The 25,297-nt window shown below is 61.9% G+C and carries 21 protein-coding genes; 13 read left to right on the plus strand and 8 right to left on the minus strand.

Annotated features, from left to right (window positions below):
- Positions 1 to 62: 62 nt before the first annotated feature.
- From H292_RS28645 to H292_RS0122310, 3 genes are all read left to right on the plus strand, one after another.
- A complete protein-coding gene (locus H292_RS28645; RefSeq protein WP_020112807.1) occupies positions 63 to 251 on the plus strand; it encodes an SDR family NAD(P)-dependent oxidoreductase in 189 nt (62 codons plus the stop codon).
- Positions 252 to 266: 15 nt separating this feature from the next.
- Positions 267 to 725: a hypothetical protein gene (locus tag H292_RS0122305; protein WP_020112808.1), complete on the plus strand. Its 459-nt coding sequence runs from the start codon at positions 267 to 269 to the stop codon at positions 723 to 725.
- A 97-nt stretch (positions 726 to 822) separates the two neighbouring features.
- Positions 823 to 1,869, plus strand: a complete 1,047-nt coding sequence (locus H292_RS0122310) for an NAD(P)-dependent alcohol dehydrogenase (RefSeq protein ID WP_037188970.1) — start codon at positions 823 to 825, stop codon at positions 1,867 to 1,869.
- 433 nt (positions 1,870 to 2,302) lie between these two features.
- On the opposite strand, the gene H292_RS27375 is transcribed toward H292_RS0122310, so the two are convergent.
- On the minus strand, positions 2,303 to 3,442 hold the full coding sequence (locus tag H292_RS27375) for an XdhC family protein (RefSeq protein ID WP_051127785.1): 1,140 nt from the start codon (positions 3,440 to 3,442) through the stop codon (positions 2,303 to 2,305).
- A gap of 337 nt (positions 3,443 to 3,779) precedes the next feature.
- Between H292_RS27375 and H292_RS0122325 the strand changes: the two genes are divergently transcribed.
- From H292_RS0122325 to H292_RS0122335, 3 genes are read left to right on the plus strand one after another with little or no spacing between them, the layout of a single operon-like run.
- Positions 3,780 to 4,367: a (2Fe-2S)-binding protein gene (locus H292_RS0122325; protein ID WP_020112812.1), complete on the plus strand. Its 588-nt coding sequence runs from the start codon at positions 3,780 to 3,782 to the stop codon at positions 4,365 to 4,367.
- Positions 4,368 to 4,370: 3 nt separating this feature from the next.
- Positions 4,371 to 5,348 carry an FAD binding domain-containing protein gene (locus H292_RS0122330; protein ID WP_020112813.1) on the plus strand — a complete coding sequence of 326 codons (978 nt, stop codon included), beginning with the start codon at positions 4,371 to 4,373 and terminating at the stop codon, positions 5,346 to 5,348.
- On the plus strand, positions 5,345 to 7,516 hold the full coding sequence (locus H292_RS0122335) for a xanthine dehydrogenase family protein molybdopterin-binding subunit (RefSeq protein WP_020112814.1): 2,172 nt from the start codon (positions 5,345 to 5,347) through the stop codon (positions 7,514 to 7,516). The genes H292_RS0122330 and H292_RS0122335 overlap by 4 nt, the downstream gene beginning before the upstream one ends.
- 82 nt (positions 7,517 to 7,598) lie before the next feature.
- Here the strand turns inward: H292_RS0122335 and H292_RS27380 are convergent, their stop codons facing one another.
- From H292_RS27380 to H292_RS0122365, 6 genes are all read right to left on the minus strand, one after another.
- Positions 7,599 to 8,561 (minus strand): ABC transporter permease, encoded by a 963-nt coding sequence (locus tag H292_RS27380; RefSeq protein WP_155949812.1) that lies wholly within the window; start codon positions 8,559 to 8,561, stop codon positions 7,599 to 7,601.
- A 112-nt stretch (positions 8,562 to 8,673) separates the two neighbouring features.
- Positions 8,674 to 10,179: an ATP-binding cassette domain-containing protein gene (locus H292_RS0122345; protein WP_155949813.1), complete on the minus strand. Its 1,506-nt coding sequence runs from the start codon at positions 10,177 to 10,179 to the stop codon at positions 8,674 to 8,676.
- Positions 10,176 to 11,309, minus strand: coding sequence for a sugar ABC transporter substrate-binding protein (locus H292_RS0122350; RefSeq protein ID WP_155949814.1), 1,134 nt, complete (start codon positions 11,307 to 11,309; stop codon positions 10,176 to 10,178). The genes H292_RS0122345 and H292_RS0122350 overlap by 4 nt, the downstream gene beginning before the upstream one ends.
- Before the next feature lie 273 nt (positions 11,310 to 11,582).
- Positions 11,583 to 12,602, minus strand: a complete 1,020-nt coding sequence (locus tag H292_RS0122355) for a cyclase family protein (protein WP_027498989.1) — start codon at positions 12,600 to 12,602, stop codon at positions 11,583 to 11,585.
- A 65-nt stretch (positions 12,603 to 12,667) separates the two neighbouring features.
- Positions 12,668 to 14,056 (minus strand): MFS transporter, encoded by a 1,389-nt coding sequence (locus H292_RS27385; RefSeq protein ID WP_020112819.1) that lies wholly within the window; start codon positions 14,054 to 14,056, stop codon positions 12,668 to 12,670.
- Between the two features lie 120 nt (positions 14,057 to 14,176).
- Positions 14,177 to 15,823: a class I adenylate-forming enzyme family protein gene (locus tag H292_RS0122365; RefSeq protein ID WP_020112820.1), complete on the minus strand. Its 1,647-nt coding sequence runs from the start codon at positions 15,821 to 15,823 to the stop codon at positions 14,177 to 14,179.
- A gap of 213 nt (positions 15,824 to 16,036) precedes the next feature.
- Here H292_RS0122365 and H292_RS0122370 point away from each other — a divergent pair, with 213 nt between their 5' ends.
- The 6 genes from H292_RS0122370 to H292_RS27395 all read left to right on the plus strand — a co-directional run bounded on the left by H292_RS0122370 (position 16,037) and on the right by H292_RS27395 (position 23,481).
- Positions 16,037 to 18,013, plus strand: a complete 1,977-nt coding sequence (locus tag H292_RS0122370; protein WP_020112821.1) for a flavin-containing monooxygenase — start codon at positions 16,037 to 16,039, stop codon at positions 18,011 to 18,013.
- 82 nt (positions 18,014 to 18,095) lie between these two features.
- Positions 18,096 to 19,415 carry a histidinol dehydrogenase gene (gene hisD, locus H292_RS0122375; protein WP_051127786.1) on the plus strand — a complete coding sequence of 440 codons (1,320 nt, stop codon included), beginning with the start codon at positions 18,096 to 18,098 and terminating at the stop codon, positions 19,413 to 19,415.
- Between the two features lie 6 nt (positions 19,416 to 19,421).
- Complete coding sequence (locus H292_RS0122380) at positions 19,422 to 20,174, plus strand: SDR family NAD(P)-dependent oxidoreductase (protein WP_020112823.1); 753 nt, start codon at positions 19,422 to 19,424, stop codon at positions 20,172 to 20,174.
- 99 nt (positions 20,175 to 20,273) lie between these two features.
- Entirely contained in the window at positions 20,274 to 21,158 is an 885-nt protein-coding gene (locus tag H292_RS27390) for an SDR family NAD(P)-dependent oxidoreductase (protein ID WP_196806190.1), read from the plus strand.
- Positions 21,155 to 22,141 (plus strand): NAD(P)H-dependent flavin oxidoreductase, encoded by a 987-nt coding sequence (locus H292_RS0122390; protein ID WP_020112825.1) that lies wholly within the window; start codon positions 21,155 to 21,157, stop codon positions 22,139 to 22,141. Before H292_RS27390 ends, H292_RS0122390 begins: the two co-directional genes overlap by 4 nt.
- Before the next feature lie 119 nt (positions 22,142 to 22,260).
- Positions 22,261 to 23,481: an MFS transporter gene (locus H292_RS27395; protein ID WP_020112826.1), complete on the plus strand. Its 1,221-nt coding sequence runs from the start codon at positions 22,261 to 22,263 to the stop codon at positions 23,479 to 23,481.
- A gap of 66 nt (positions 23,482 to 23,547) precedes the next feature.
- Here H292_RS27395 and H292_RS0122400 read toward each other — a convergent pair whose 3' ends face one another.
- Entirely contained in the window at positions 23,548 to 24,195 is a 648-nt protein-coding gene (locus H292_RS0122400) for a carboxymuconolactone decarboxylase family protein (RefSeq protein WP_020112827.1), read from the minus strand.
- Positions 24,196 to 24,381: 186 nt separating this feature from the next.
- On the opposite strand from H292_RS0122400, the gene H292_RS0122405 reads away from it, so the two are divergent.
- Positions 24,382 to 25,239, plus strand: coding sequence for an enoyl-CoA hydratase-related protein (locus H292_RS0122405; protein WP_196806191.1), 858 nt, complete (start codon positions 24,382 to 24,384; stop codon positions 25,237 to 25,239).
- The last annotated feature ends 58 nt before the right edge of the window (positions 25,240 to 25,297 follow it).

A 25,297-nucleotide genomic window follows, 5' to 3' on the forward strand; every position in this document is an offset into this window, starting at 1 on the left:
CGACACGCCACTGTAGAAAGGATGTGAAATCGGTACAAACGAAACTTTAGGAGTTACTACAAATGACCACGATCGCAATCATCGGTGCGGGTGAAGGTCTGGGCTATGCTTCTGCTCGCCGCTTCGGACGCGAAGGACTCGCAGTAGCGCTGATTTCCAGGAACCAGGACAACGTCGACCGTATCGCCGGACAGCTTGTCGCCGAGGGGATCACCGCCCGGGGTTTCGCCGCCGATGTACGGGATGCGTAGTCACTAACGGCTGCAATGGATTCGGCAGTCGAGCAACTCGGCCCGATCGAGGTACTGCAGTACAGTCCGGTGCCGGCCAAGGAGTTCATGAGCCCCGTCCTGGAGACCAGCGCCGAGGATCTGGTCGGTCCGGTGGAATTCTCGATCTACGGGCCTGTCACGGCCGTGACACACGTGCTGCCCGGAATGCGCACGCTCGGATGCGGCACGGTACTGTTCGTGAACGGATCGAGCGCTGTTCGTCCCGGAGTCTCCGTCGCGGGCACCTCGATTGCGTTCGCCGGGGAAAGCGCCTACGCGCAGCTGTTGCACGATGCCCTCGCACCCGAGGGTCTGCACGTCGGCCAACTGATCATTCCGCAGGGAATCGGCGCAGGCGAGCCCTCGCACGAGCCGGATGCCCTCGCACAGTTGCTATGGAGGATTCACACCGAGCGCAAGGGATTCCGTGTCTTCGCCGCGCCTCTCGACTGAGCCTCTAAAAGGCGGTCGAACGTGAAGAAGGGCACCTTGCCAGTACACCCATCCTCAGAGACTCCCTCGTTTGCCGTCCGCGGGGTTCACTGATCGCATGACAAGTTCAGTGAAGGCGTACGCAGCCACCGCACCCGACAAGCCACTCTCCCCCAACATCATCGAGCGTCGTGACGTAGGTCCTCACGATGTCCGCATCGACATCAAATTCGCCGGCATCTGCCACTCGGACATCCACACCGCACGCGGCGAATGGGGACCGATCAACTACCCGCAGGTTGTCGGCCACGAGATCGCTGGCGTCGTGGCCGAAGTCGGCTCCGAGGTAACCAAGCATGCCGTGGGCGACCGCGTCGGTGTCGGCTGCATGGTCAACTCCTGCGGAGAATGCGCCCAATGTGTCAAGGGCCTCGAGCAATACTGCCTCGTCGGCAACATCCAGACCTATGGCAGCACGGACCGGGACGGCACCGTGACCCAGGGTGGCTACTCCCAGCAGGTCGTCGTGACCGAACATTTCGTGGTCAAGATCCCCGACGGCATCGCGCTCGACGCTGCCGCGCCGCTGCTGTGCGCCGGCATCACCACCTACTCCCCCCTCCGCCACTGGGGTGCCGGACCTGGCAAGAAGGTCGCCGTGGTCGGTATGGGCGGACTGGGCCATATGGCCGTCAAGATCGCCCACGCCATGGGTGCCGAGGTGACCGTGCTTTCACAGTCGCTCAAGAAGCAGGAGGACGGCATTCGACTGGGAGCCGACCACTACTACGCGACCAGTGACCCAGACACCTTCACCGAGCTCGCGTCCACGTTCGACCTGATCATCAACACCGTCAGTGCGTCGATCGACCTGAACGCACACTTGTCGTTGCTTGCCGTCGACGGTGCAATGGTCAACGTTGGCGCCCCCGCGGAACCTCTTCCAGTGCAGATATTCTCGCTCATCCCCCACCGCAGGACGTTTGCAGGCTCCGCCATCGGATCGATCGCCGAGACACAGGAAATGCTCGATTTCTGCGCCGACCACGGCCTCGGCGCAGAAATCGAGGTCATCTCTGCCGACAAGATCAACGACGCGTGGGAGCGGGTGCTCGCCTCCGACGTCCGCTACCGATTCGTCATCGATACCTCGACGCTGGCCTGATCCGCTCGGTAACAAACAAAGTGCTCAGGTGCCTGGGACCGCCCACCGCTACCAGAAAAGGCGGTTCTAGGCACCTATGCATCGCACCCACCCTGTGCAAGCGAGGTGCTGTATGACAAATCAGGTTGAATCAGTGAGCATCCGCTGCTGACTTCAGGCAGTCAGCGCGCCTGAAATTCGGGCGCGGCAGAATGGGTGTCGAGTGCGAGCCGACCGCGTTCTCTGTTCGTCGGGCACGTGGGCCGCGATGTGGCTCGGCGGACATTGGCGAGTGCTCCAAGCCTCGGCGGCGAGAGCCGGACGTCGGCGGTGCTGTTCATCGTCGTCGTGGGTTCGACGGCGGTTGCACAGCGGGAGTCTGCTGAGAACGTGGTGCACATACTCAATCGCTTTTGACTCGCCGTTATCAACGGACATCGTGACCGCAGCCGCGTCAAAGTGCACCGGCATCGACCCGCGGGACATCAATTTCAACGTGCGCGGATACCAGCGGCTGACTGTGAATCGAACCGGACAGCCCACGTAACGGCTGTCCCGAAGCACCGCTGCGGTCCGCGATCACCTGGGCAAGAATGGACACCGCAGTCTCCGCCGGAGTCTGCGCGTCCAGATCCAGCCCGAGAGGTGACTGCACACGCTCGACCATCTCCTCGGAAAGGCCGGTAGCACGCAGCCTTTCGAGACGATCCTCGTGCGTTCGCCGCGACCCGAGCGCACCGACGAATGCCAGGTCGTTCTTGTGGAGCGCGGCGACCAACATCGGAACGTCGAACTTCGTATCGTGCGTCATCACACACACCACGGTCCGTCCGTCAAGTCGACCCGCAGCGCGCTCGGCCTCGAGATAACGGTGTGGCCAGTCGACGACCACCTCGTGCACCTCGGGGAAGCGCACATCGGTCGCGAAGACAGGTCGCGCGTCCACAACCGTTACCGAGTACCCAAGCAAGACTGCCGACGCTCCCAGCGCGCGAACGAAGTCGTTGGCCCCTGCCAACACCATCCTCGGCGGTGGCGCAAACGTATGAACGAACAACCGCCCGCTGTCGAGCCCCTCTCCGACACCGACCACCGCGGTCGTCCCCGCCTCGACCAAACCTCGAACATTCGATCCGAACAATGATGACGGTGCGTCCCTGCGCTTTGAGTCCACAGCGTCGTCGACTACAGCGCGCGACGGATCGGCGTCGAGCGTCGTGGCGATAGCGACCCGGAGGCCTCTGTCGCGGACACCGATCAGATGCGAAACAAGTTCGCGGTGCGAGCCGTCGAGACGCTCGATGAAGACCTCGACTTCCCCGCCGCAAGACAGTCCCACTTCGATGGCCTCCGGATCCGAATAACCGAACTGTTCGCGCGCAGCACGTCCGGTTCGAATGACGTCGAGCGCAGTGTCGATCACTACGGACTCGACACAACCCGCCGACAGGGAGCCCAAAGGTCGCCCGTCCGCGGTGACAACCATGCTCGCACCGACACTGCGGGGTCCTGCTCCGGACGTGGAGACCACGCGAGCCAAAGCGACAGGTGACGAAGAAATGAGCTCGTTTATAGCGTCGAGTAATTCATACATCTCCTGGCCCTCCTTGGTTGACGCACGAACAGGCACTCGAACCGCAAAACCGACTGCCTTACAATGGATTAGCGGGTCCGAAAGGGTAAGCCCAAAACAAGCGTGCACAAATCCACTTCGACTTCAGGCTACGCCGCACTGCCGCTCGCGGCCACAGAGATTGCCCTGACAGGGGTTCCCTGTCAGTACGTGTCCAGTCAGTGCCTGTCCGATTCGAACAGACGCTGCGAGCATAGGATTCTCCGCCGAGTCCTCACATACATACAGCGCCAAGGAGAGTGCAATGGTCCCACAGCACGACACCGATTCGCCTCCAGGATCTCGACTACCGCCTAACATGACGCGCCGCACCTTCGTCGGTACGTCGGTTGCCGCTGGAGGAGCGATTGCTGCCGCCTCCTTGTTGAACGGCTGCTCCAACGATCCTGTGGCCCTGGCCCCGGCCACCACATCCGAAACGTCGACGGTGCGGTTGACGGTGAACGGTGCCGAACGCGAACTCACCGTCGACAACCGCACCTCCCTGCTCGACATGTTGCGGGAACACACGGAACTGACCGGAACGAAGAAGGGCTGCGACCAGGGCGCGTGCGGTGCCTGCACGGTGTTGTCGGACGGCCAGCGAGTGCTGTCCTGTCTGACTCTCGCCGTGCAGGCGAACGGGACCGAAGTGACAACCATCGAAGGTCTCGAGACAAATGGCCGATTGCACCCGCTGCAGCAAGCATTCATCGACGAAGACGGCCTCCAGTGCGGATTCTGCACCTCAGGCCAGATCCTGTCCGGAATTGGCTGTATCCGTGAAGGACACGCCGGATCTCCCGAAGATATTCGAGAATCCATGAGTGGCAACATCTGTCGATGCGGTGCGTATACCAACATCGTCCGCGCCATCTCTCGCGTCGCTGAACAGGGAGGTGCGTGAACCATGTTTCCTTTCCAGTACGACACGGCTGCCGATGAGGCCGCAGCACTGGACGCATCCGACGGCGGTGCCCGTTATCTTGCCGGAGGGACCACCCTCGTCGACCTGATGCGTCAGACCGTCGAACGGCCCAACCGAGTCATCGATATAAACGCGCTGCCCTACCGCGACATCGAACTCGACTCGAGCCGCCTGCGCATTGGTGCCCTCGCTCGCATGTCGGAGGTCTCGGCCAATGAACAAGTGCAAGAGCAGTTTCCGATGCTCACCCAGGCATTGGATCTCAGCGCCTCGGCGCAGCTACGCAACATGGCTTCGATCGGCGGGAATCTGCTGCAGCGCCCACGTTGCCTGTACTTCCGCGACGTCAATGCCAACTGCAACCGTCGCGTGCCCGGATCTGGTTGCGCCGCAATCGACGGCCGCAATCGCACCTTGGCAATTTTCGGCACCAGTTCCGATTGCGTCGCAACCCATCCCTCCGATCTCGCAGTAGCATTGACTGCGCTCGATGCCACTGTCGTGACGCGTTATCGTGATGGCGAGCGGACAATCCCCATTGCCGACTTCTTCAGATTGCCCGGCGACACCCCCGACCGCGAGAACAACTTGGCACCGGGAGCTCTCATCACGGCTGTCGAAATTCCGGTCCGTCCGGACACCCGACGATCCGGATACCTGAAAGTTCGTGACCGCTCGTCCTACGAGTTCGCGTTGTGCTCGGCCGCTGTCGCGCTCGACATAAGCGGCGAAACCGTCCGGTCGGCGCGGATTGCTGCCGGAGGAGTCGGCACAGTGCCGTGGCGCCTGACCGGCGTCGAGGAACGACTGGTCGGCCAGAGGCCGAGCCCCGAATTGTGGAACACGGCGGCAGAGGTTGCAGCGGAAGGCGCGCAAACCCTCTCCGAGAACGGATTCAAGGTGATACTGCTACAACGTACAGTCCAACGTCAGCTCTCCAGAGTGGCGGCCCTGTCATGACCGCTCCGTTCGACGCTGCAACGCCCCTGTCTGGTCAGCCACTCACCCGTGTCGACGGACGCCGCAAAGTCACGGGAGCTGCTCTCTACGCTGCCGACCACCCGGTACCGGACCATCTGCACGCAGTCCTGGTCTGCAGCACGGTTTCCAGGGCAAGTAACGCGTCGATGGATACCGACGCCGCTCGCTCGCATCCCGATGTTGTCGGTGTGATCACCGACTTCCCGGGTATCGAACTCCCCTACGATATCTCCCAGGTCAACTTTTTCGGCCAGCCCATGGCAGTGGTCGTCGCGAACACCTTCGAGGCCGCGACCCACGGTGCGGCGCTGGTATCCGTCAGGTACGACGAGGAAACACAGAGCACCAATCTCGACGACGCGGCCGACGCCGGCCGTGAACCCAGCAGAATGGGCCCGTCGTATTCCCGGGGAGATGCTGACGCGGTGCTGCGAAGCGCGCCCATCGTCGTCGACCGCAAGTACTCCATCGCTCGGAACTACCACAATCCCATGGAAATCCCCACAACGATCGCGTCATGGGACGGAGACCGGCTGACAGTGTGGGACAAAGTCCAGGGAATCCATTACAGCAGGGCCGCGTACAGCGGAGCACTCGGTATCCCCGCAGAGAACATACGCGTCATATCTCCTTTCGTCGGAGGCGCATTCGGTAGTGCAGGTGAAACGTGGCCGCACCAGTTCCTGGCAGCCGAAGTCGCTCGCCAGTTGCGTCGCCCGGTGAAGCTGTCGCTTACCCGACCGCAGATGTACGCGGCGATCGGCTATCGCCCGACCAGCCGTCAGCGACTCGCTCTGGCTGCCGACAGGGATGGACGTTTTCTCGCCACCGTCCACGAAAGCGAGATAGAAGTATCACGGTACGGCGGTTACGAGGACTCCCCGACCGAAGGTACGAGACTGATGTACTCATCGCCGGCATTCCGATCGGCAGCAACCGTCATTCCGCTCGACACCAGCGAATCGACCTACATGCGGGGCCCTGGTGCCGTCACCGGTGCGTTCGCCCTCGAATGCGCCATCGATGAAGTAGCAGAACAACTCCGGCTTGATCCGATCGAGATCAGATTCAGAAACGAGCCCGCAACCGATCAGACGAACGGAACCCCGTTCTCCACGCGCAGGCTCACCGAATGCTTCCGCCAAGGTGCACAGGCGTTCGGGTGGTCCCGCCGCAACCCGACCCCCGGCACCGTGCGGGACGGTGATCAACTCATCGGCATGGGTACCGCATCGGCGCTTTACCACACGCTCCGCTCACCATCGTCTGCCACAGCGCGAATCAACGACGACGGCACTGCAGAAATCTTCGCTGCTGCAAGCGATATCGGACCCGGTACCTACACGGCAATGACTCAGCTGGCCGCAGACGCACTGGGATTGCCACTCGACAGGGTCACATTCTCCCTCGGCGACAGCAATTACCCGGAGGCCGCGACCCAATACGGGTCGCAAGGAATGGCCAGCATCGGCGCAAGCATCGAAATCACCTCGAACATGTTGCGCGACCGGATCATCAGAACCGCCGTACTCGATCCCGCATCCCCCCTCAACGGATCTCGCCCGGACGAAATCGACATTGTCGATGGGCAGATGCAGGTACGCGGCAGCTCCGGCCGAGCAGAGACCTACCGGGATATGTTGCGGCGTCGCGGCGAACCGAGCATCGAAGCATCCGAGACCTACACCCCCGAAGATGTCAGTGCCCGGTTCTCCATGCACGCATACGGAGCTGTGTTTGCCGAGGTGGCTGTGGACGAACTGCTCGGAACAGTGCGGGTGCGGCGAATGTACGCCGTGTACGACGCGGGCAGGATCATCAACCCACGGATGGCACACAGTCAGGCCCTGGGCGGCATGACACAGGGCATCGGCATGGCACTCCTCGAATCCGCCGAGATCGACTACCGAGACGGGCGTCTGGTGAATGCAAACCTTTCCGACTACCTGGTACCTGTGAACGCCGACGTCCCCGTTCTGGATGCCGCCTATCTCGATGCACGCGACGACATCGCCGACCCGATCGGCGTCAAAGGCCTGGGTGAAGTGGTCATGGTGGGCGTTCCCGCAGCAATCGCCAACGCTGTGTACAACGCCACCGGGCGCAGGGTCAACGACCTCCCCATCACCGTCGAGAGCATGCTGTAGGGCAACCGCGCACAGCAGGTGTAGCAGACAGATCGCGCTGCCGGCTACACCTGCTTCGGCGTTCGTTGGTGAGTAGCTCCGCTTACACCGGTGCCGGACTGTCCGGTTTCGGATCGATCTTCTCTCGCTTCGGCTTGCCGCCGCGCCGTGGAGACTTCGAGAGTGTCTGCGACAGCACCACTCCAACGACGAGAGCAACGCCTTGGAACACCGGCTGGAACCAGAACGGTGCGCCCAGCAAGCTCAGGCCGGAGAAACCCACGGCGAGCAGCACGACGGCGAGCATCGTCCCGACGACGTTGAAGAACCCGGGCCGCACGGTCGTCGATCCGAGGAAGGCAGCGGCAAAGGCCGGCAGCAGGAGATTGGCACCGAAGCTCGGATTGGCAGCGCCGGCAAGTCCGAGCTGCATGATCCCTGCGAGCGCGGCCAATGCTCCAGCCGTCGCGAACATGACGCACTTGATCAACCGGACTCGGATGCCAACCATCCGGGCCACCTGCTCCGAACCGCCCACTGCATACACCTTGCTACCGAAGGGCGTCTTGGTCAGAACGACGTAGATAACTACGGCGATCAACGCTACAACCCACACGGCAGAACCGATTCCCAGAATCTTGGTCTGGACGAACGTGGTGAACGCCGTCGGAATGTTCTGCGACAGGGTCATTCCACCGCTGACTCCCACGGTGATGCCGCTGACGGCAAGGCCCACACCCAGTGTCGCAATGAGGGAGACCACCTTGAGGCGTGCGACTAGAAGGCCGGACAGCAAACCGATCAGAGCACCGGCACCCAAACTGATGATGACTGTCAAAGCGACCGGTAGATCGAAGACACCGGTCAGCTTCGCGGTCAGAACAGCCGAGAGACCCAGCGTGTAACCGACGGACAGGTCGAACTCACCGATCACGAGGACCAGCAGAACCGAGAGCGCCAGTAGGGCACTCACGGCCTGCCCCTGCGCAAGTCCCTGCAGATTGGCGGAGCTGGGGAACGTGCGCGGTAGCAGGATCGAGAACAGTGCTATGAGAAACAGTGCCATCAGCGCAATGCTGTGGTTCTGCGCGAGGCTGACAAACCGGCCGGGGGTTCGCTCGGGTGTCGCCTGCCGATCATCGGCTTCGGTCGACGCAGACTCCGCCGTGTCACGTCGGCTATGCGTATGTTGCACGGCTGATCTCCTCGAGTGTCAGTTCTTCGATGTATTCCACGATGCGCCCTCCGTTGACGACGACTACTCGATCGCACAGGCGCACCAAGTGCTCAGGTTCAGAGGAGCGAATGATGATGCTCGTTCCACGCGCAGACAATTCCCTGAGCGTGTCGAAAATGATCTCGCGTGTGTTGGGATCCACGCCGGCCGCTGGGTCGTCCAGTACCAACACTTTCGGTGCCATCAGCAGCCATCGCGCCAGCAACACCTTCTGCTGATTCCCGCCGCTCAAACTGCCGAATGCGACATCTGCGTCCGGTGGACGGATGTCGAGTTCCTCGATCATCCCCTGCACCGCGGCCGCCGCTCCGCGTCCGCCGAAGCCATACCTGCCCACGTCCGGGAGGATCATGTTCTCGCGGACCGTCATCAGCGGAATCCCACCTTCGACCAATCGGTCCAGCGAGAGGTAGTAGATTCCCGCTGCGATCGCTGCCCGAGGGCCGGTCATCGACATCGGATTACCCTCTACGACAACGGATCCTGCAATGGGCCCGTCGACGCCGCTCAGGACCCGGAGCAGTTCCGACGCCCCTTCGCCTGCGCGGCCGGTCACCCCCAGTATCTCTCCCGGGCCCACGCCCACCGTGACGTCGCGGACAGTGACGCCGGAGAGTCCCCGTGCCATCACCGTAGACTTACCCGCATCGACGTCACGCGCCCCTGCTCCGCGCCTGTCGGTCGATCGACCGCGTCCGGTTCCACCGACCATGTCGTTGATGCATGCTTGCTCCGAGAAGGACTCCGAATCGTAGGTGCGGACCAGGACGCCGTCTCTCAGGACCAGTGCGTTGTCGCTGTAGGCACTTACTTCCGGCAGCCGATGCGTCACCATGAGAACTGCGAGGCCACGGTCGGCCACGCTCCTGACCCGATCGAGAAACCGCTCTGCATCTCGCGTCGACAACGGCGCCGTGGTCTCGTCGAGGATCAGAAGCGCCTGCTCCGGTGAGATGCCGGCCATCGACACGACCAGCGAGACGAGGGCACGCTCACCGGCTTTGAGATCACCGCACAGCGAGGACGGGTCGACTTGAACATCGAACTCGTCGAGCATCTCACGAGTTCTTCGCTGCAGCTGCCTGCGGTGAACGAAAGTCTTTCCCACCAACGGGAAGTCGGTGTTCAACGCGGCCATTTCAGCAACCGTCATGTTGGGAATCAACGGTGACTCCTGATGAACGACTCTGATACCGATGCTCCTCGACTTACTCGGAGTCAAATCCCTCGGACGAATCAATTTGCCGTTCAACAGGACACTGGTCTCTGCGCCGACCCTATTGACGCCGGTCAGGGCTTTGACAGTGGTCGACTTTCCGGATCCGTTGGACCCGAGAAGTGAATAGATCTTGCCCTTGGGTATGTCGAAACTGAGCCCTCGAACCACCTCGTGTCGACCATAGGAGACGGACAAGTCGCGGACCTGGAGCCTCGACACCTCACTCATGCCGTCACGCCCCACAGTGCGTAGAACCGCTCGACGTAGCCATTTTCTGCCACCCAGAACTCCGACACCTCATCGGCGTTGTCTGCGGTCAACAGGCGCGAGGGTGATCCTTCTCCGTAACTCACGCGTTCGTCCGAGACACCGGGTGTCTGCCAGAGCGGCTGATCCACCAGAAGTCGAATCATCTGATCGACCGCGGCGAATCCCAGGTAGATATCGTCCTGCACAACATCGATCTTCTGGATGTTCCCACTCTTGACGAAGTCGATGTTCTGCGGCGCACCCACGCAGGAGACCAGGCTGATTCGTTCGGTGAGGCCCGCGTTGGCGATGGCCGGTACCATATCGGCTGCCGCAGAATCGAAGGCACCACTGACGTAGTCGATGTTCGGATTGCTCTGCAGTGTGCTGGCGATTCGCTGGCCCAACCCGTTTCCGATGTCAGTGACGACGAACTGCTCGGTGTTCTGCACTTCGCACTGCTCGCAGCGTCCGACCGTGTCGACCATCGCTTCGGCGATTGTCACCGAATTGGCGAACTCACGGTCGATGGTCGGCAGGAAGTTCGCCGTCCCCATCGAGTCCGTGACTATCCAGGAGCCGAGCTGCTCACCCCACTGCTCGTAGTCGGGACCGATGTCGAAGGCCACCCCACTCGACGGTGCCAATCCCAGTCCCGTTGTTCCGACCGGGATTCCACGTGAGGAGGCGAGTTCGATCGATGCACGGAGCGGAACCGGATCTGCAGCGGCCAAGATGATCGCATCCGCACCGCTGTTGACGGCCTGAGTCATCGCCTGGTTCTGAGCAACCGGGTCTCCTCTGCCGTCGAAGCTCGTGACGTTCCATCCGAGTGCCTCACCAGCTTGCGCGACTCCCTCACCCTGGCGAACGCAACCGGACACCGCACCCGAGCACACGATGACCGCCACGGAAATATCCTTTGGTGGCGTTGGCGTTTCGTCGGGTCCCGACCATTCGGTGACCGGAGCCATTGCACTGTCGACGATTTCCTGGAACGACGAGAGGTCCTGCGAGGACGGCCCGCTCCGCGTGGACGCAGCCGAGTCACACGCCGTTGCTGTGAACAACGCGATCGCCACCAGCACTGCAGCCGAGTGTAGTTTCACAATTTCTGGCCTTTCGAAGAATTCGGGACCGCTGCGCTCGATGCGTTCGAGCCGCAAACGTCATTCGCGGAAGCGAACATGAGGTCGGCCACATAACGTTAAGTGATCCAGACCACTGCTGTCAACGCTCGCGGTGACGCAATTTCTTCACGATCAGAGAATTCTTCGATTCGCGAGGGAATGTGCAATTGATCGAAGAGACCGAACGACCGATGCAATTACCAGCGCGGTGACTCCAACGCCCCGCGCCGCGTTCCGGACAGTATCGGTTCGCTATTTGATTGCGATCGGATTGAGTACCGTGCCGATCGCACCGGGAATGTTGAGTGGCGGTGCAGAAAGCAAGAATTCGTACCGCCCGTCATCGGCACAATCCGACGCGAGATCGTCCAGCCACCACAATTCGCCGAGCGTGAGTCCCAGATCGATCAATGCCGCATGATGAATCGGATGCGGTCGATCGATCGGCGTTTCGTTCGGCACTACTTCGACACCCATCGTGTCGATGGCGAGCGCACTGATCTTGCTCTCGGCCAACCACGGCACCATCTCGCGAGAGAGGCCAGGGACTGCTTTCGACCACGCAGTGCGGTCAGCGGCCTCCGAGTGGGTGTACCAACGCCCCAGATGCCCGGTCCGAACCAGGACGATATCCCCCTCGACAACCGGTGACTGCTGGCGTTCGATCGTGGCTTCGATCAACTGCGGGGTGATCGCGAACCCGGGCTCGAGCGGTCCACGGCCCAGCTGACGGGCTACGTCGAGCAGCACGCCTCGGCCGACGAAACTCTCCTTCATCGCCGACATCTCCAGATCCGGCGAACCGCTGGAGGTGATGTTCCCGGCCCAGTAGCCATTGTAGAGCGAATCCTCGTATGCCCAGTGCCCCAGTCCATCCCACTGAGTCGACGCTTGCAACGGCATGTCGATGTAATCGTCGGTGAACGTCACTCCCGGCTCGAGTGCGGAATGCGGCAAGCCTGCGATCCCGTCCGATCCGGTCATCGAGAAGTAATGCTTGGGGCGGGTGCGCCCTTCCCACACAGGCGCCTCGTCGTCGATCGACAGAGCCAGGGAGAAGACGACACCGCGCCGGACGAGCTTCGCTGCCTCGACCACCGCCGATGCGCTTAAGAAGTTCGCCGTTCCTCGGCGATCATCCGCACCCCACCGGCCCCAGTTGTGGGGGCCGGTGGGGACGTAACCACCGACGATCTTTCCTTGGTCATCGACGGTGTAACTGGGCGGAGTCCATCGCCGTGAGTGGAATATGCCTGATCGTTCGCGACCCATGCCAACGAGTCAATCACGCCGAAAACTGCTAGTCAACACCCATGTTGAAACCCGATCGTCGCAGGTCAACTCAGTGCCGAACGGGCCGTATCGTCCATGGATGAACGCGTCGAACCCTCGGGTCCCGATGCTGGTTCGCCCTGCGCAGCAGCGGTCGCCAAGGCCACATCCCTGGTCTCCGGGGTGAACCGCAGAACGATCATGCCCACGATTCCCGCCGCGACCACCATTGCAGCGGGAGCGGACGGATTCACCGCGTCGATCAAACTGCCCGCGATGATGGGTGTGAAGCCTCCGAAAACAACTGTGCCCATTCCGTAGGACAGGCCGTGCCCCGAGTATCTACTGGAAGTCCTGAACAATTCCAGCATCGTCACTATCGAACCGGAGACGAAAAGCGACGTAGCAATTGCCAGTAGCATGCTTCCGGCGAATGCACCCCAGAACGTCGCGGTGTTCACCAAGAACATTGCAGGAAACGCGATGACCGTCATGTACACCGCGCCGGTCCACATCAATGGCTTTCGACCCACACGATCGGCGAGGCGTCCCAACAAGGGCACCAGAATTGCAATCGATGCGCCGGCCAATGTGTTTGCCAATAGGGCCGTATTCGGAACCATGCCGAGATTCGAGACCATGTGCGTGTAGAGGTAGGTAATTCCGAGGTAGTAGGCGATGAGCGTCGGCGCCAGCAGTAGAAATACACGCAGCAGTGCCGGCCATTCCTCGACGACCGCCATCTTCAGCGGGTTCTTGCTCGCGGCCACGCGCTCCTTATTCGCCTCGACGAACTCGCGAGGGTCACTCAGCTTGAGTCGAATCCACAGACCGAGGCACGCCAGAAGCGCACCGAGAATGAAGGGCATACGCCAACCCCAGGTGGTGTACGCCTCGTCACCGATCACCCCACGCAGCGCGATGATGCCGAAGCCGAGGACCAGGCTCGGCAGAATGGTCACTGCGTAGATGATGGCGATCCACGATGCACGCTTGTTCGACGGCGCAGATTCGATCACGAAGCTGAGCGCACCGGAATGCTCACCACCGGTGGAGAATCCCTGGATCAACCGGAAGACCAGCAGAAGAATGGGAGCCGCGATGCCAATACTCGCATACGTCGGCAACAATCCGATGGCTCCGGTCGCGACACCCATCAACAAGATGACCGCCGCCATGATGCGGATGCGACCATACTTGTCGCCGAGGTAGCCGAATACGACTCCACCCAATGGCCGAGCCACGAAGCCGACGGCGAAGATCGCGAGTGTGCCCAGGACGGCCGCAGAAGGATTGGACTCCGGAAAGAACAACAGTGCGAGCGTCGGTGCCGTCACCGCGTAGGTGACGAAATCGAACCACTCCACGAATGTTCCGACCGCTCCGCCGAAGAGACGGCGTCGGGCCGATTGCCCCTCGGCCGCATCGGAAGTGGGCGTTGGCTTCTGAGTCATAAGAGTTCCTCGGTTCACAGAGTTGCCGGGCCGTGGCCGCAGCAGGGGAATTCGATCCCGGAGGCGTGCGTGTCCGTCAACACTAACGTTGCCGGGCGTGACTGGCAACACATTCGTTGATCACGATCGAGCGGCCGCAACCTCACGTAGAGCTTTTTTGTTCATCTTCGTGGCAGACCTCGGCCACTGGTCGGGAGTGAGGAAGAAGACCTGACGCGGAACCTTGAAGCTTGCGATCTTGCCGCTGCAGAACGCGATGATGTCATCGGCCCCAGCAGTGGCTCCGTCCCGCAGTTCGACGAACGCAACGGGCACCTCGTCGAGTCGGCGATCGCGTTTGGCCACCACCTGCGCAAGCACTACGTCGGGATGTGTGCATAGGTACGACTCGACTTCGATGGCGGGCACATTTTCGCCGCCCACCTTGATCATGTCTTTCAGACGGCCCTCGTAACGAAGGTATCCACGGTGCAGCAACCGAAACAGGTCTCCAGTACGTAACCAGCCCTCCTCGTCGATCGACGCAGCTGTCTGTTCGGGGTCACGGAAGTAGCGCGTCATCATCGCGTATCCCCTCACGTAAAGTTCGCCCAACTCCCCTACCGGCGCAATCTCCATCGTCACCGGATCGATGATTCTGACTTCCACCCCCTGCACGGGGACGCCCGACGTGGTCGCCCGCGTCTCCATATCGTCTGCGGGATCGGACAACGAGAAATGGCCGGCCATCTCGGACATACCTGATCCGTTGACCAGCAGCGCTTTCGGGAATCTCCGTTGCACCGCCCTCATCTCTTCGGCGCTACCGACGGTGAGCAGCGACGTGGCGTGCGCCAGATCCTCCTCACGGAAACCGTCAGCGTCGATCAGAGTGTCGAATGCCGATTGGAACATCGGCCACAACGAGGTCGGCTTCCACCTGCGCACCATGGCGAGCGCGCGATCACCATCGAGATACACATCAGTCAGGTACGTCGATCCCATTGCCACACAGGCGACCAGACCTTGGACGGCGGCGATGTGGAACAGCGGTGCGGGTGACCAGAACACCCTGTTCTCCCGTGGTTCCGGAAAAGGTACGGCCTGCGCCGTTCGCCCGACGGGCCCTCTGGTCACCGCCTCGTGGGACAACACGCATCCCTTCGGGGCGGCGGTGGTTCCGGAGGTGTAGATGATCATGGCGTCATCGCGGAGCCGCACTCGTTGGCGACGCAACGCGATCTGCTCGCTCGTCACGGACTCAGCAAGTTCCTCGACGTCCGATGCCGCGACTATGCCGGGTGCCCCTTCGCCTCTCAGCATCACTATTCGTCGAAGGTGCGGCGCCTCGGGTAAGTCGAGACTCTTCGAATCCGCGGTTGCCAGTTCTGGAAAAGCCGCGGTCAACTCGGATCGGAAGTCCGTTCGTGGGGCCAGAGCGTCGCTGGTCAGCAACACTTTGAGCTCAGCATGGGTAATGATGTAGCGCAATTCGCTGCTGCGGAGACGCGGATTGAGAGGCACCAGCACAGCGCCTGCGAGTGCCGTACCGAACATCGCCTCAACGAATTCATTCGAGTTGGGGGCAAGCACGCCGACCGTGTCACCCGGCCGCACCCCGAGAGCCACGAGCAACCGCCCGACCCGCACGGCACCTGCCGTGAGGTCGGCGTAGGAAAACGTCCTGTCAGGCAGAACCAGAGCGGGATGGTCGGGATACATGGCTCCGGAGCGCACGAGCACATCGCCCAGTGGCAGGCATTCACTGAACACGGACTGGTTGTACATGGACTTGATCCTCGCCTTCGTAGACCGTCGCCGGATCGGTGTGCAGGGAGACGGAGCCTGATGAGTGAATTCGAATACTAGGCCGCTCGTCGATCGCTCGTCAACGCACTCGTTTACAGCTCCCGCGATCGCCCGAAAAAGCTTTCAACGTAGGTGTTGACGGTCTGTTAACGATGATGTTGACTAAGGGGCAAATCTCGATACGGAGGAACGATGACCAATACGACGACACAGCCGCGTCACAACGGTGATTACAACGGCACACCTGCGCTGACTGAGGATGAAATTCGTGCGGCGGTGGACGGCGCATCGGTGCCGGTGCTGCTGATGGTCCTCTATCAGGTGACGGGCGACGAGTCGTGGATCGGAAGACGGTTCGCTCCGAGTCAGTTTCGCGGAGTATCGCCTCGCCCGACCGGCGATATTGCCGAGGCTGATCAGCGCCTGGTCCGCGCCGCAGCGGTCAGTGCGATCGTCTCCCTACTCTCCCACCGGCGACCGGCGCTCGAGCTGACCAACGTTCACGACATGTCGAAGGCAGCCAGCTTCTTTCTCGGCGAGCCCATCGATGAGCGATATTCTGCGATCCTCAGCGAGGAGCTACGGCGACGCTCTGCAGTCGGCAGTGAGCAGGACAACGAACCGGACGTCACTCCCCCAGCCGGAACGCGCGCCATCGTCATCGGGATGGGCATCTCTGGGCTCGCCGCTATCCACCTGCTGCAGCAACTCGGGATCGAGTTCACGGTATTCGAGAGGGGTGCGGACGCAGGCGGCGTGTGGCACCAAAATCGATACCCCGGTGCTGGCGTAGACACCCCGAGCCACCTTTACTCGTTCTCGTTCGACTACCGGGACTGGGATAGACATTTCGAGCTTCGGGACGAGCTGTACGAGTACTTCAACGGAGTACTCGACACGTTGGGTGCCCGCGAGAAGGTCTCGTTCGAGACCGAAGTGGTGAGCGCGGTGTACGACGACCGAAGCGCTCTATGGACAGTGACCACGCGAAACCGAGCCGGGCAAGTGGAGACTCATGTAGCGAACATGGTCATCAGTGGGGTTGGCTCGCTCAACCAACCGAAACTCCCGGCGATCTCCGGCCGCGAGCAATTCGAGGGCATTCAATTCCACTCGAACAGATGGCCCGATGGCCTCGACCTCACCGGCAAGCGTGTTGCGATCGTAGGAGCGGGTGCCAGCAGCCAGCAAATCTCGCCGTCCATCGCTCCGATAGTGGAACACCTCGACATCGTGCAGCGATCACCACAGTGGGTGGCGCCGTTCGAGCAGTTCCGCGAGGAAGTTCCCGCAGCGGAACGCACTCTGCTGCAGCATGTTCCGCTGTACCGAGCCTGGCATTGGATCGGGCTCTTTTACCAGCACGGCGACAAGATCATCGACGCTCTCCGCGTCGACCCCTCGTGGCCACACCCGGAGCGGTCGGTGAATCGGCGAAACGATCGTCAACGAGAATTCCTGACATCGTACATCGAGTCTTCCCTGGAGGGGCGACCCGATCTCATCGAGAAGGCCGTTCCCCACTACCCACCTTTCGGCAAGCGCATGCTCCTCGACAACGGGTGGTATCGAACCCTCAAGCGGCAGAACGTCGATCTCTTCACCAGCGGCGTCTCCGACGTGACCCCAACTGGACTCGCGCTGTCAACGGGCGAACATCTCGACGTCGACGTCATCATCTGGGCCACAGGATTCGAGGCCGCGCGCTTTTTGAGCTCGCTCGAGGTACGCGGCGAAGACGGTCTCGACCTAAGCGAAGCCTGGGATGATGATGATCCTCGCGCCTACCTGGGCGTGTCCATTCCGCACTTTCCCAACTTCTTCATGCTCGGCGGGCCCCACTCATTACCGGGAAGCGGAAGCTTCATGTACTTCATGGAGCTTCAAGCCCGTTATCTCCGTGACCTCCTAGCCGAGATGTTCCGCAAGAACATCACGGCCATCAGCGCTACCGAGGACTCGACGAATCGATACAACGAACTCGTCGATACGTTGCACTCCAAGACGGTGTGGACACACCCCGGATTCGCGACCTATTACCGAAACTCGAAGGGCAGAGTTATTTTCGTCATGCCCTTCTTGAACGTCGAATACTGGGAAATGGTCAGGCAACCCGACCTCGCTGACTTCGACATTCTCGAAGACGCCGTGGTTCGGCCGTCTCCCTGACACCAGTCCCTGTCTCGACAACACCCCTCGCACCGACATCCCGACCCGATCGAAACACCGAAAGGCGGCCACCGTGCCCGACATCCTTCATCTGAAGTCGCCCGCAGTCATCGACACTGCGGTGACCGGCGACCCGTCGGTCGCCGAGACAGTGTCCACTGTCATCGCCGACATCCGCGACCGTGGCGACGCCGCCGTCCGGGCCTACTCCGAAAAGTTCGACAAGTGGAGCCCCGAAAGCTTCCGATTGAGCGAGGAGAGGATCGACGAGATCATCTCGACAGTTCCCTCCGAGGTCATCGCCGACATCGAAACGGTGCAACGGAACGTCCGCGACTTCGCTCAGCACCAGCGCGACTCGCTCCATGACTTCGAGGTCGAGACTTCACCGGGTGTCCATCTGGGACAACGCAATCTGCCTGTCTCCGCAGCCGGCGCGTACGCGCCGGGCGGTCGATACCCGTTGGTCGCATCGGCGCACATGACAACGGTGACGGCGAAGGTCGCCGGCGTTCCACACGTCACGGCCTGCACTCCGCCGATCCGCGGAGAAGTTCCTGCTGCGACGGTCGCGGCGTTTCATCTCGCCGGAGCCGACGACATCTACCTCCTCGGAGGTGTGCAAGCAGTCGCGGCGATGGCACTGGGCACGCAGAGCATTCGCAAGGTCGACATGCTCGCCGGCCCCGGAAACGCGTTCGTCGCGGAGGCGAAGAGACAGCTTTTCGGCCAGGTCGGAATCGACCTGTTCGCCGGGCCCACAGAGGTGATGATCGTGGCCGACTCGAGCGCGGACCCGTTCATCGTCGCTGTGGATCTGCTCAGTCAGGCCGAACACGGCCCTGATTCACCTGCAGTGCTGATAACGGACTCCGAGGCCCTTGGCCGCAGCGTGATCGAGCACATCGACGCGATCCTGCCTGACATGCCCACACGTGACTTCGCAGGTGTGGCGTGGCGAGACCACGGACAGGTGATCGTCACCGCAGATATCGACGCCGCCTATGCTCTCGCGGACACTTTCGCCTCGGAGCACGTACAGATTTTGACCGACACACCGCGTCGAGCGCTTGAATCGATGAGCAATTACGGTGCACTCTTTCTCGGAGAAAAAACGTGTGTCTCCTACGGAGACAAAGTAATCGGGACCAATCACACCTTGCCGACGCGCGGCGCCGCCCGCTACACGGGAGGACTGTGGGTGGGAAAGTACCTCAAGACCGTCACCTACCAGGAGGTGACATCCGAGGCTGCCAGCGCCGAACTCGGGACCCTCTGCGGTAGAGCTGCGCGAGTAGAATACTTCGAAGGTCACGCTCGCTCGGGTGATGTTCGCGCGGCGAAGTACGGTGGCGCACCACTTACGTGGGCCCCCGCCACGCTGTCGGTCGGGCCGCGGTAGTTCCCTGTGCTCACGTTCTCGTTGGAAGGAAAGACCGCCCTGGTCACCGGGGCGAACAGAGGCCTCGGAAAGGCTATTGCGGGGGCCCTCGCCGAGCTCGGTGCGACGGTGTACGGGACATCGCGCACCGAGACCGGAGTGAAGCAGATCGAATCCGATCTAGGCACCGAGGGATTCGTTCTCGACCTTGAGGACGTGCACACCATCGCACCCTTCGTCGAGCGTGTCGGTACCGACCCGCGCGGGATCTCCCTGGACATTCTGGTCAACAACGCCGGGATCAATCATCCCGCCCCGGCTCTCGATGTCACCGTCGAGCAGTGGGACTCCATGGTGGACACCAATCTACGAGGGACATTCTTCCTCACACAGGCCGTTGCGAAGCACTGGGTGTCGGCCGGAGCCCGTGGTGCCGTCGTCAATATCGGGTCTCAGGCCGGCACCGTGGGGATCGAGGAACGAGCTGTGTACTGCACCACCAAGGGTGGCCTGGATCAGCTCACCAAAGTTCTCGCCATCGAGTGGGCCGAGCACAGTATTCGAGTGAATACCGTCGCTCCCACCTTCGTCCGGACCGAGATGACCGCGGAGACTTTGTCGAGGCCGGGGTGGGGCGACACTCTGCGCGGACGGATCCCGTTGGGCCGCTTCGGTGAACCGGAAGATATCATCGGCGCCGTCGCCTTTCTGGCCGGTGACGCAGCCGGCTTGATCACCGGACACACCCTGTTGGTGGACGGCGGTTACACCGCATGGTGACCTAATCCATCGGGGCCGGAAGCCGAGGGTCACCGGCGCAGCATCGCCCGGTAGCGCATCCTGAGCAGAACCGATACGACACGAAAGGTACGCATGAACATGACTGGGTCATCGTTGAACAGAGAATCCGTCGTCGTCATCACCGGCGCGGCGACAGGCATCGGTCGAGCGATGACGTTGTCGTTCGTCGCTCGAGGCGCACGGGTCGTGGTCGCCGATATCGACGACGCCGCTGCCGCCGCGCTGGTTGCGGAAGTGTCCGAACTCGGCGGCACCGCCTTCGCCGAGCGAGTGGACGTCAGCAAGGCGGAGTCCGTGGAACGACTTGCCGATTCGGTGTTCTCACAGCACGGTCGAGTCGATGTCCTGTGCAACAACGCCGGGGTGTCGATGCGCCCGCACCGAGCGTCGTGGAACGCCTCGATCCGTGACTTCGCGTGGGCGATGGAGGTGAACTACTTCGGCGTCGTCCACGGAATCGTCAGCTTCGTGCCTAGAATGCGCGCTCAGCCCGGTCACAAACATATGGTCAACACCTCCTCGGTGACGGCGCTCGACATAGCTCCGGGACACGCGCCGTACGCAGCCTCGAAGGCCGCAGTCACTGCGCTGTCCGACGCCCTCCGCTACGAACTCGAGGACCATGACGACGATTTCGGCGTCACGGTCTTGTACCCGGGACTCGTCCCCACCTCGATCGCGACGAGCGAGCGCCTTCGGCCCGACTCCGATAGGTCCGCGGTTCGGAACGTCATAGCGTATGAGCCCGAACGAGCCGCAACTCTCACTTACAACCTTCCCGTCGCGGCAGAGACATTGGGCGAACTCGCTGTCGAAGCCGTGGAAACAGGCCAGAACGCGGTGCTCACCCACGGCTACCCCGGCACCGAGATCGAGGCGCGATTGCAAGACCTCCGTAACGGGGCGTCGGACCGGACACTCCAACACTTCACCGGCCACTCGAGCAAGGAACACGAACGATGATCACCACCCGATTCACGCGCGAGTTCGATATCGATCATCCCATCGTGTGCGGCGGCATGACCGGAGCGGGACGAGCCGTCCTGATCGCCGCCGTCGCCAATGCTGGAGCCCTGGGCTTTCTTTCGGCGCTGACGCAACCCTCACCGGCCGATCTCGACGAAGAGATTCGGAGGACGAAGGCATTGACGGATCGACCGTTCGGCGTCAACCTGACGATCCTTCCGACGATCGAACCCGTTCCGTACGACGAGTATCGCCAGGTCATCATCGACAACGGTATAAAGATCGTCGAAACGGCGGGTTCGAGTCCGAGGGACCATCTGCCGTCGTTGAAGTCCGCGGGCATCAAGGTCATTCACAAGACCGTCGCGGTCCGGCACTCGATCTCGGCGCAGAAGCTCGGCGTCGACGCGTTGTCCGTGGACGGCTTCGAGTGTGCAGGCCACCCCGGCGAGGACGACGTGTCCAGTCTCGTGCTGATTCCCGCTGTCGCGGCCAGAACCGATCTACCGATCATCGCGTCGGGTGGATTTGCCACCGGCGCAGGCCTCGTCGCCGCCCTGGCGCTCGGCGCGGACGCCATCAATATGGGAACCCGGTTCGTCGCGACGGCGGAAGCTCCTGTGCATCCCAACGTGAAAGATCGAATAGTGGCCAATACCGAACGCGACACCAACCTCATATTCCGCAAGTTTCGCAATACCGCACGGGTTGCCAAGAACGCCGTATCGGACGAAATTCTCGCGATCGAGAGACGACAAGGAACGACGTTCGAGGACATCGCCGCTCTGGCCTCGGGTGCTCGGGGCCGGCAGAACGTCCTCACGGAAGGGCGCATGGACGATGGGCTGTGGTGGGTCGGGCAGAGTCAGTCGTTGGTCACCGACATCCCTACCTGCACAGACGTCGTGAGCCGGATCATCGACGATGCCGAAGAATTGATCGACCGCCGCTTGGCTGGGCTCGTCCTATCCAGGCAATGAGGCCGAGCCTCGGAAAGAAGTTCGAGGGGAGTGTCTATAGGCTTGTCTTCACTTCTACCGACCCCTGCGAGGGCATTTCTCGACCGACAACTCGTACGGTCTCGCCGACGTAAGGACACATGAGCACTTCCCGCGAAACGTCCGGTACTCGTGAAACTCGAGGACCCGAGTCCGCGCAGCACGAGCACTTCCCTTGGTCACCGCTGCTGGCGCTCGCTCTGGCCGGATTCGTGTGCATCATGACCGAAACCCTGCCCGTCGGCCTTCTCCCGCAGATCACCGATGACCTCGGAGTCTCCGAAGCCGCGGCGGGGCAGTGGGTGAGCGTGTATGCGGCAGGCACCGTAATCACGGTGCTTCCGGCCATCGCATTGACCCGAGGGATCAGACGCAAGCCGCTGCTGCTGATAGGCGCCGCTGGGTTCCTCCTCGCGAACGCCTCAACGGCCCTGGCTCCCACGTACGAGGTCGCTCTGATCGCCCGCGCGGTCGCCGGCGGATTCTCCGGACTGGTCTGGGGAATCCTCGCTGGGTACGCCCGCCGACTCGTGCCGAGCAGCCTGGCCGGGCGAGCCCTTACGGTCGCCATGGTAGGCACGCCGCTGGCCCTGTCGCTGGGGACGCCCGCAGGCACACTGATGGGCGGCATCGTCGGCTGGCGGTGGACGTTCGCCGCGATGTCCATGGTCGCGTTGTGCCTGGTCGTCTGGATCGTTCTCGGAGTGCCCGACCGTCCAGGCCAAGCTCGCAAGGAGCAAACGGCCGTGTGGCGCGTCGTGGCGATCCCTGGTGTCGCACCGGTGCTCGCCACGACGTTTGCCTGGCTGCTGGCACACAACCTTCTCTACACCTACATCGCTCCATACATCTCCTGGCTGCAAGTCGGCACCCGCACCGACGCCGTGCTGATGGCTTTCGGCTGTGCGGCGCTGATCGGAATCTGGCTCACCGGCCGGCTCGTCGATGCCATGCTCCGACGGCTGGTTCTGGGAAGCCTGGCCGCATTTGCTCTGGCGGGTCTCACGCTTGCACTCGGCGGTCACAGCTCGGTCCTGTTCTGGGCGGCCGTGGTGCTGTGGGGGCTGACGTTCGGCGGTGCGGCAACGCAGCTGACGACAGCCGCCACCGATTCGGCAACTGGAGCGGTCGACATCGTCACGGCACTGATGGTGGTCGCCTTCAATCTCGCGATCTTCGGCGGCGGGGTCGTCGGCGGCCTCATATTGCAGACGTGGGGACCGGGGTCCTTTCCCTGGGCAGTCGTCCTGCTCGCCACCGTGGGCTTGATCGTCGCTGCGATCGCGCGGCACCGCAGTTTCACCCCCGGCCCGCGCGACTGAGCGAGACCGATACTCGGTTTCGTTACTCTCGATCATGGTGCGCCCTCAGTGAGGCCGTGCACCGTTCTATTCGACGCCGACGAACCCCGGAGATGTCGCGCCGAGCCGGATTGCGTGCTCCACAGCCCTCCGTCCCGCGCCCATCCTGACCGAATTGCGCAAATGCATGCGCATCCCGGGCAGATATCGGTGCGCTGTCGAGGCATCCGAGGCCATGCTGATGAGTTCTTTCGTGATGTTCGGAACCAAGTGCGCGCGGAACGGCAGTCCGCAATAGAAAATGAATCCTTCGAAAGCTTCCGGAGACATTCGGAGCAAGGACTCCAAGAATCCCGGAATTTCCTCCTGCATGGTCGTCCAATACTTGGTTCCGCCGATGTGTTTGTCCCACAGCTGCTGTCGCCTCTCGTCGAGAGGGGGCCAACCACCCTCCGGACACGCCATCGAGGCCAGGTGGCGTGAACTCTCGAAGAAGGCATGGACTCCGACACTCGATTGCAACGTGACGATCTCGTGGAGCTGATCGAGCGTCGCTCCCGCAGCAACAGCGCGCTGCGCCCAGTGACGACTTCCGCGAGTGTCCAGGGACGAGGAGGTGGCGCGGAGCGCGAACTCGATCAGCGCAACCTGAAGTTCGGTCAGATCCTCGCCGTCGGCAACCCCGTCCAACAATTCTGCCGCCTGCGTGTCGATCTCTCGCTGACTGACTGTCACGACTCTCCTCATCGTCGAAAAACGTTGCCGAGCTGAGCTTATCGACATCGGCCACACGTTGGCAACACAAGTGTTGACGACGGGATAGCGGCTGCATAGTCTTGCGAATACGGAAAGTGGCGTCTAGACCCACTCGAACGACCCAGCCACTAGAACGACACTGCACCACTCGAACTAGGAGCCCACATGCCCCAACACCTGGCAATGCCCGATTACGCCAACATCCGGGTCGAGCATTCTTCCCCCGTCTCATGGATCGTGCTCGATCGACCGGACAAGGCCAACGCACTGTCCAACGAATTGCTTGACGAGTTCTCCGATGCCCTTGCTCGGCTGAAAGATACGGGCGAACCTATCATCGCGATCCGGGGCGAGGGGAAGGGCTTCAGCGCTGGATACGATCTGGGCCAGGTCGCGCCCACCACGGCCGCGGACCCCGTCGCCGATAGAACGCGATTGCAGAAGAACCTGGATCGCTATCTGGCGATCTGGGATCACCCCAAGCCCGTCATTGCCGCGATCCACGGTTACTGCGTCGCCGGTGCCACTCAGTTGGCCACTTTTACCGACATCACAATCGTCACCGAGAACGCGAAGATTGCCGAGGTCACCATTCCGGTGGGTGCCGGATACGTGTCACCGGTATGGGCAACACACGTCGGCCCGAAGCGCGCCAAGGAATTCGCGTTCGTCCCAGGCAACAGCATCGATGGGCGAATTGCAGTCGAGTGGGGTTGGGCGAATCACGCCGTTCCGGAAGGCGAGCTCATCGCACGCGTCGACTCGCTCGCGCGACGTATCGCCCAGGTACCGCCCAGCTTACTGACCATCAAGAAGGTCTCGATCAATCGCGCCATGGAGGCGATGGGTTTCCGTACTGCACTCGGAGCCATAGCCGACGCAGACGCATTGGCCCACATGACGCCCGAGGTGGCCGCCTTGCGCGGACGCATTTCCGAGGAAGGTCTCAAATCGGTCATCGAATCGTTCCGTGTGGCACCGACTTCCGATCTGTCGTCCCTACATCGGACCGATGACAATTAGGCAACGAGACCGTTGACGGTGCCGTCAACATGAACGTAGACTGAGTATCGACAATCTC

This window comes from Rhodococcus sp. 114MFTsu3.1 (genome assembly GCF_000383555.1).
In the GTDB taxonomy this organism is placed as follows: domain Bacteria; phylum Actinomycetota; class Actinomycetes; order Mycobacteriales; family Mycobacteriaceae; genus Rhodococcoides; species Rhodococcoides fascians_E.

Bases quoted from the DNA above. Each gene is read 5' to 3' on its own strand.
- H292_RS28645 (WP_020112807.1), top strand. From the start codon at position 63: ATGACCACGATCGCAATCATCGGTGCGGGTGAAGGTCTGGGCTATGCT.
- H292_RS0122305 (WP_020112808.1), top strand. From the start codon at position 267: ATGGATTCGGCAGTCGAGCAACTCGGCCCGATCGAGGTACTGCAGTAC.
- H292_RS0122310 (WP_037188970.1), top strand. From the start codon at position 823: ATGACAAGTTCAGTGAAGGCGTACGCAGCCACCGCACCCGACAAGCCA.
- H292_RS27375 (WP_051127785.1), bottom strand. From the start codon at position 3,442: ATGTATGAATTACTCGACGCTATAAACGAGCTCATTTCTTCGTCACCT.
- H292_RS0122325 (WP_020112812.1), top strand. From the start codon at position 3,780: ATGACGCGCCGCACCTTCGTCGGTACGTCGGTTGCCGCTGGAGGAGCG.
- H292_RS0122330 (WP_020112813.1), top strand. From the start codon at position 4,371: ATGTTTCCTTTCCAGTACGACACGGCTGCCGATGAGGCCGCAGCACTG.
- H292_RS0122335 (WP_020112814.1), top strand. From the start codon at position 5,345: ATGACCGCTCCGTTCGACGCTGCAACGCCCCTGTCTGGTCAGCCACTC.
- H292_RS27380 (WP_155949812.1), bottom strand. From the start codon at position 8,561: ATGGCACTGTTTCTCATAGCACTGTTCTCGATCCTGCTACCGCGCACG.
- H292_RS0122345 (WP_155949813.1), bottom strand. From the start codon at position 10,179: ATGAGTGAGGTGTCGAGGCTCCAGGTCCGCGACTTGTCCGTCTCCTAT.
- H292_RS0122355 (WP_027498989.1), bottom strand. From the start codon at position 12,602: ATGGGTCGCGAACGATCAGGCATATTCCACTCACGGCGATGGACTCCG.
- H292_RS27385 (WP_020112819.1), bottom strand. From the start codon at position 14,056: ATGACTCAGAAGCCAACGCCCACTTCCGATGCGGCCGAGGGGCAATCG.
- H292_RS0122365 (WP_020112820.1), bottom strand. From the start codon at position 15,823: ATGTACAACCAGTCCGTGTTCAGTGAATGCCTGCCACTGGGCGATGTG.
- H292_RS0122370 (WP_020112821.1), top strand. From the start codon at position 16,037: ATGACCAATACGACGACACAGCCGCGTCACAACGGTGATTACAACGGC.
- H292_RS27390 (WP_196806190.1), top strand. From the start codon at position 20,274: ATGACTGGGTCATCGTTGAACAGAGAATCCGTCGTCGTCATCACCGGC.
- H292_RS0122390 (WP_020112825.1), top strand. From the start codon at position 21,155: ATGATCACCACCCGATTCACGCGCGAGTTCGATATCGATCATCCCATC.
- H292_RS27395 (WP_020112826.1), top strand. From the start codon at position 22,261: ATGAGCACTTCCCGCGAAACGTCCGGTACTCGTGAAACTCGAGGACCC.
- H292_RS0122405 (WP_196806191.1), top strand. From the start codon at position 24,382: ATGCCCCAACACCTGGCAATGCCCGATTACGCCAACATCCGGGTCGAG.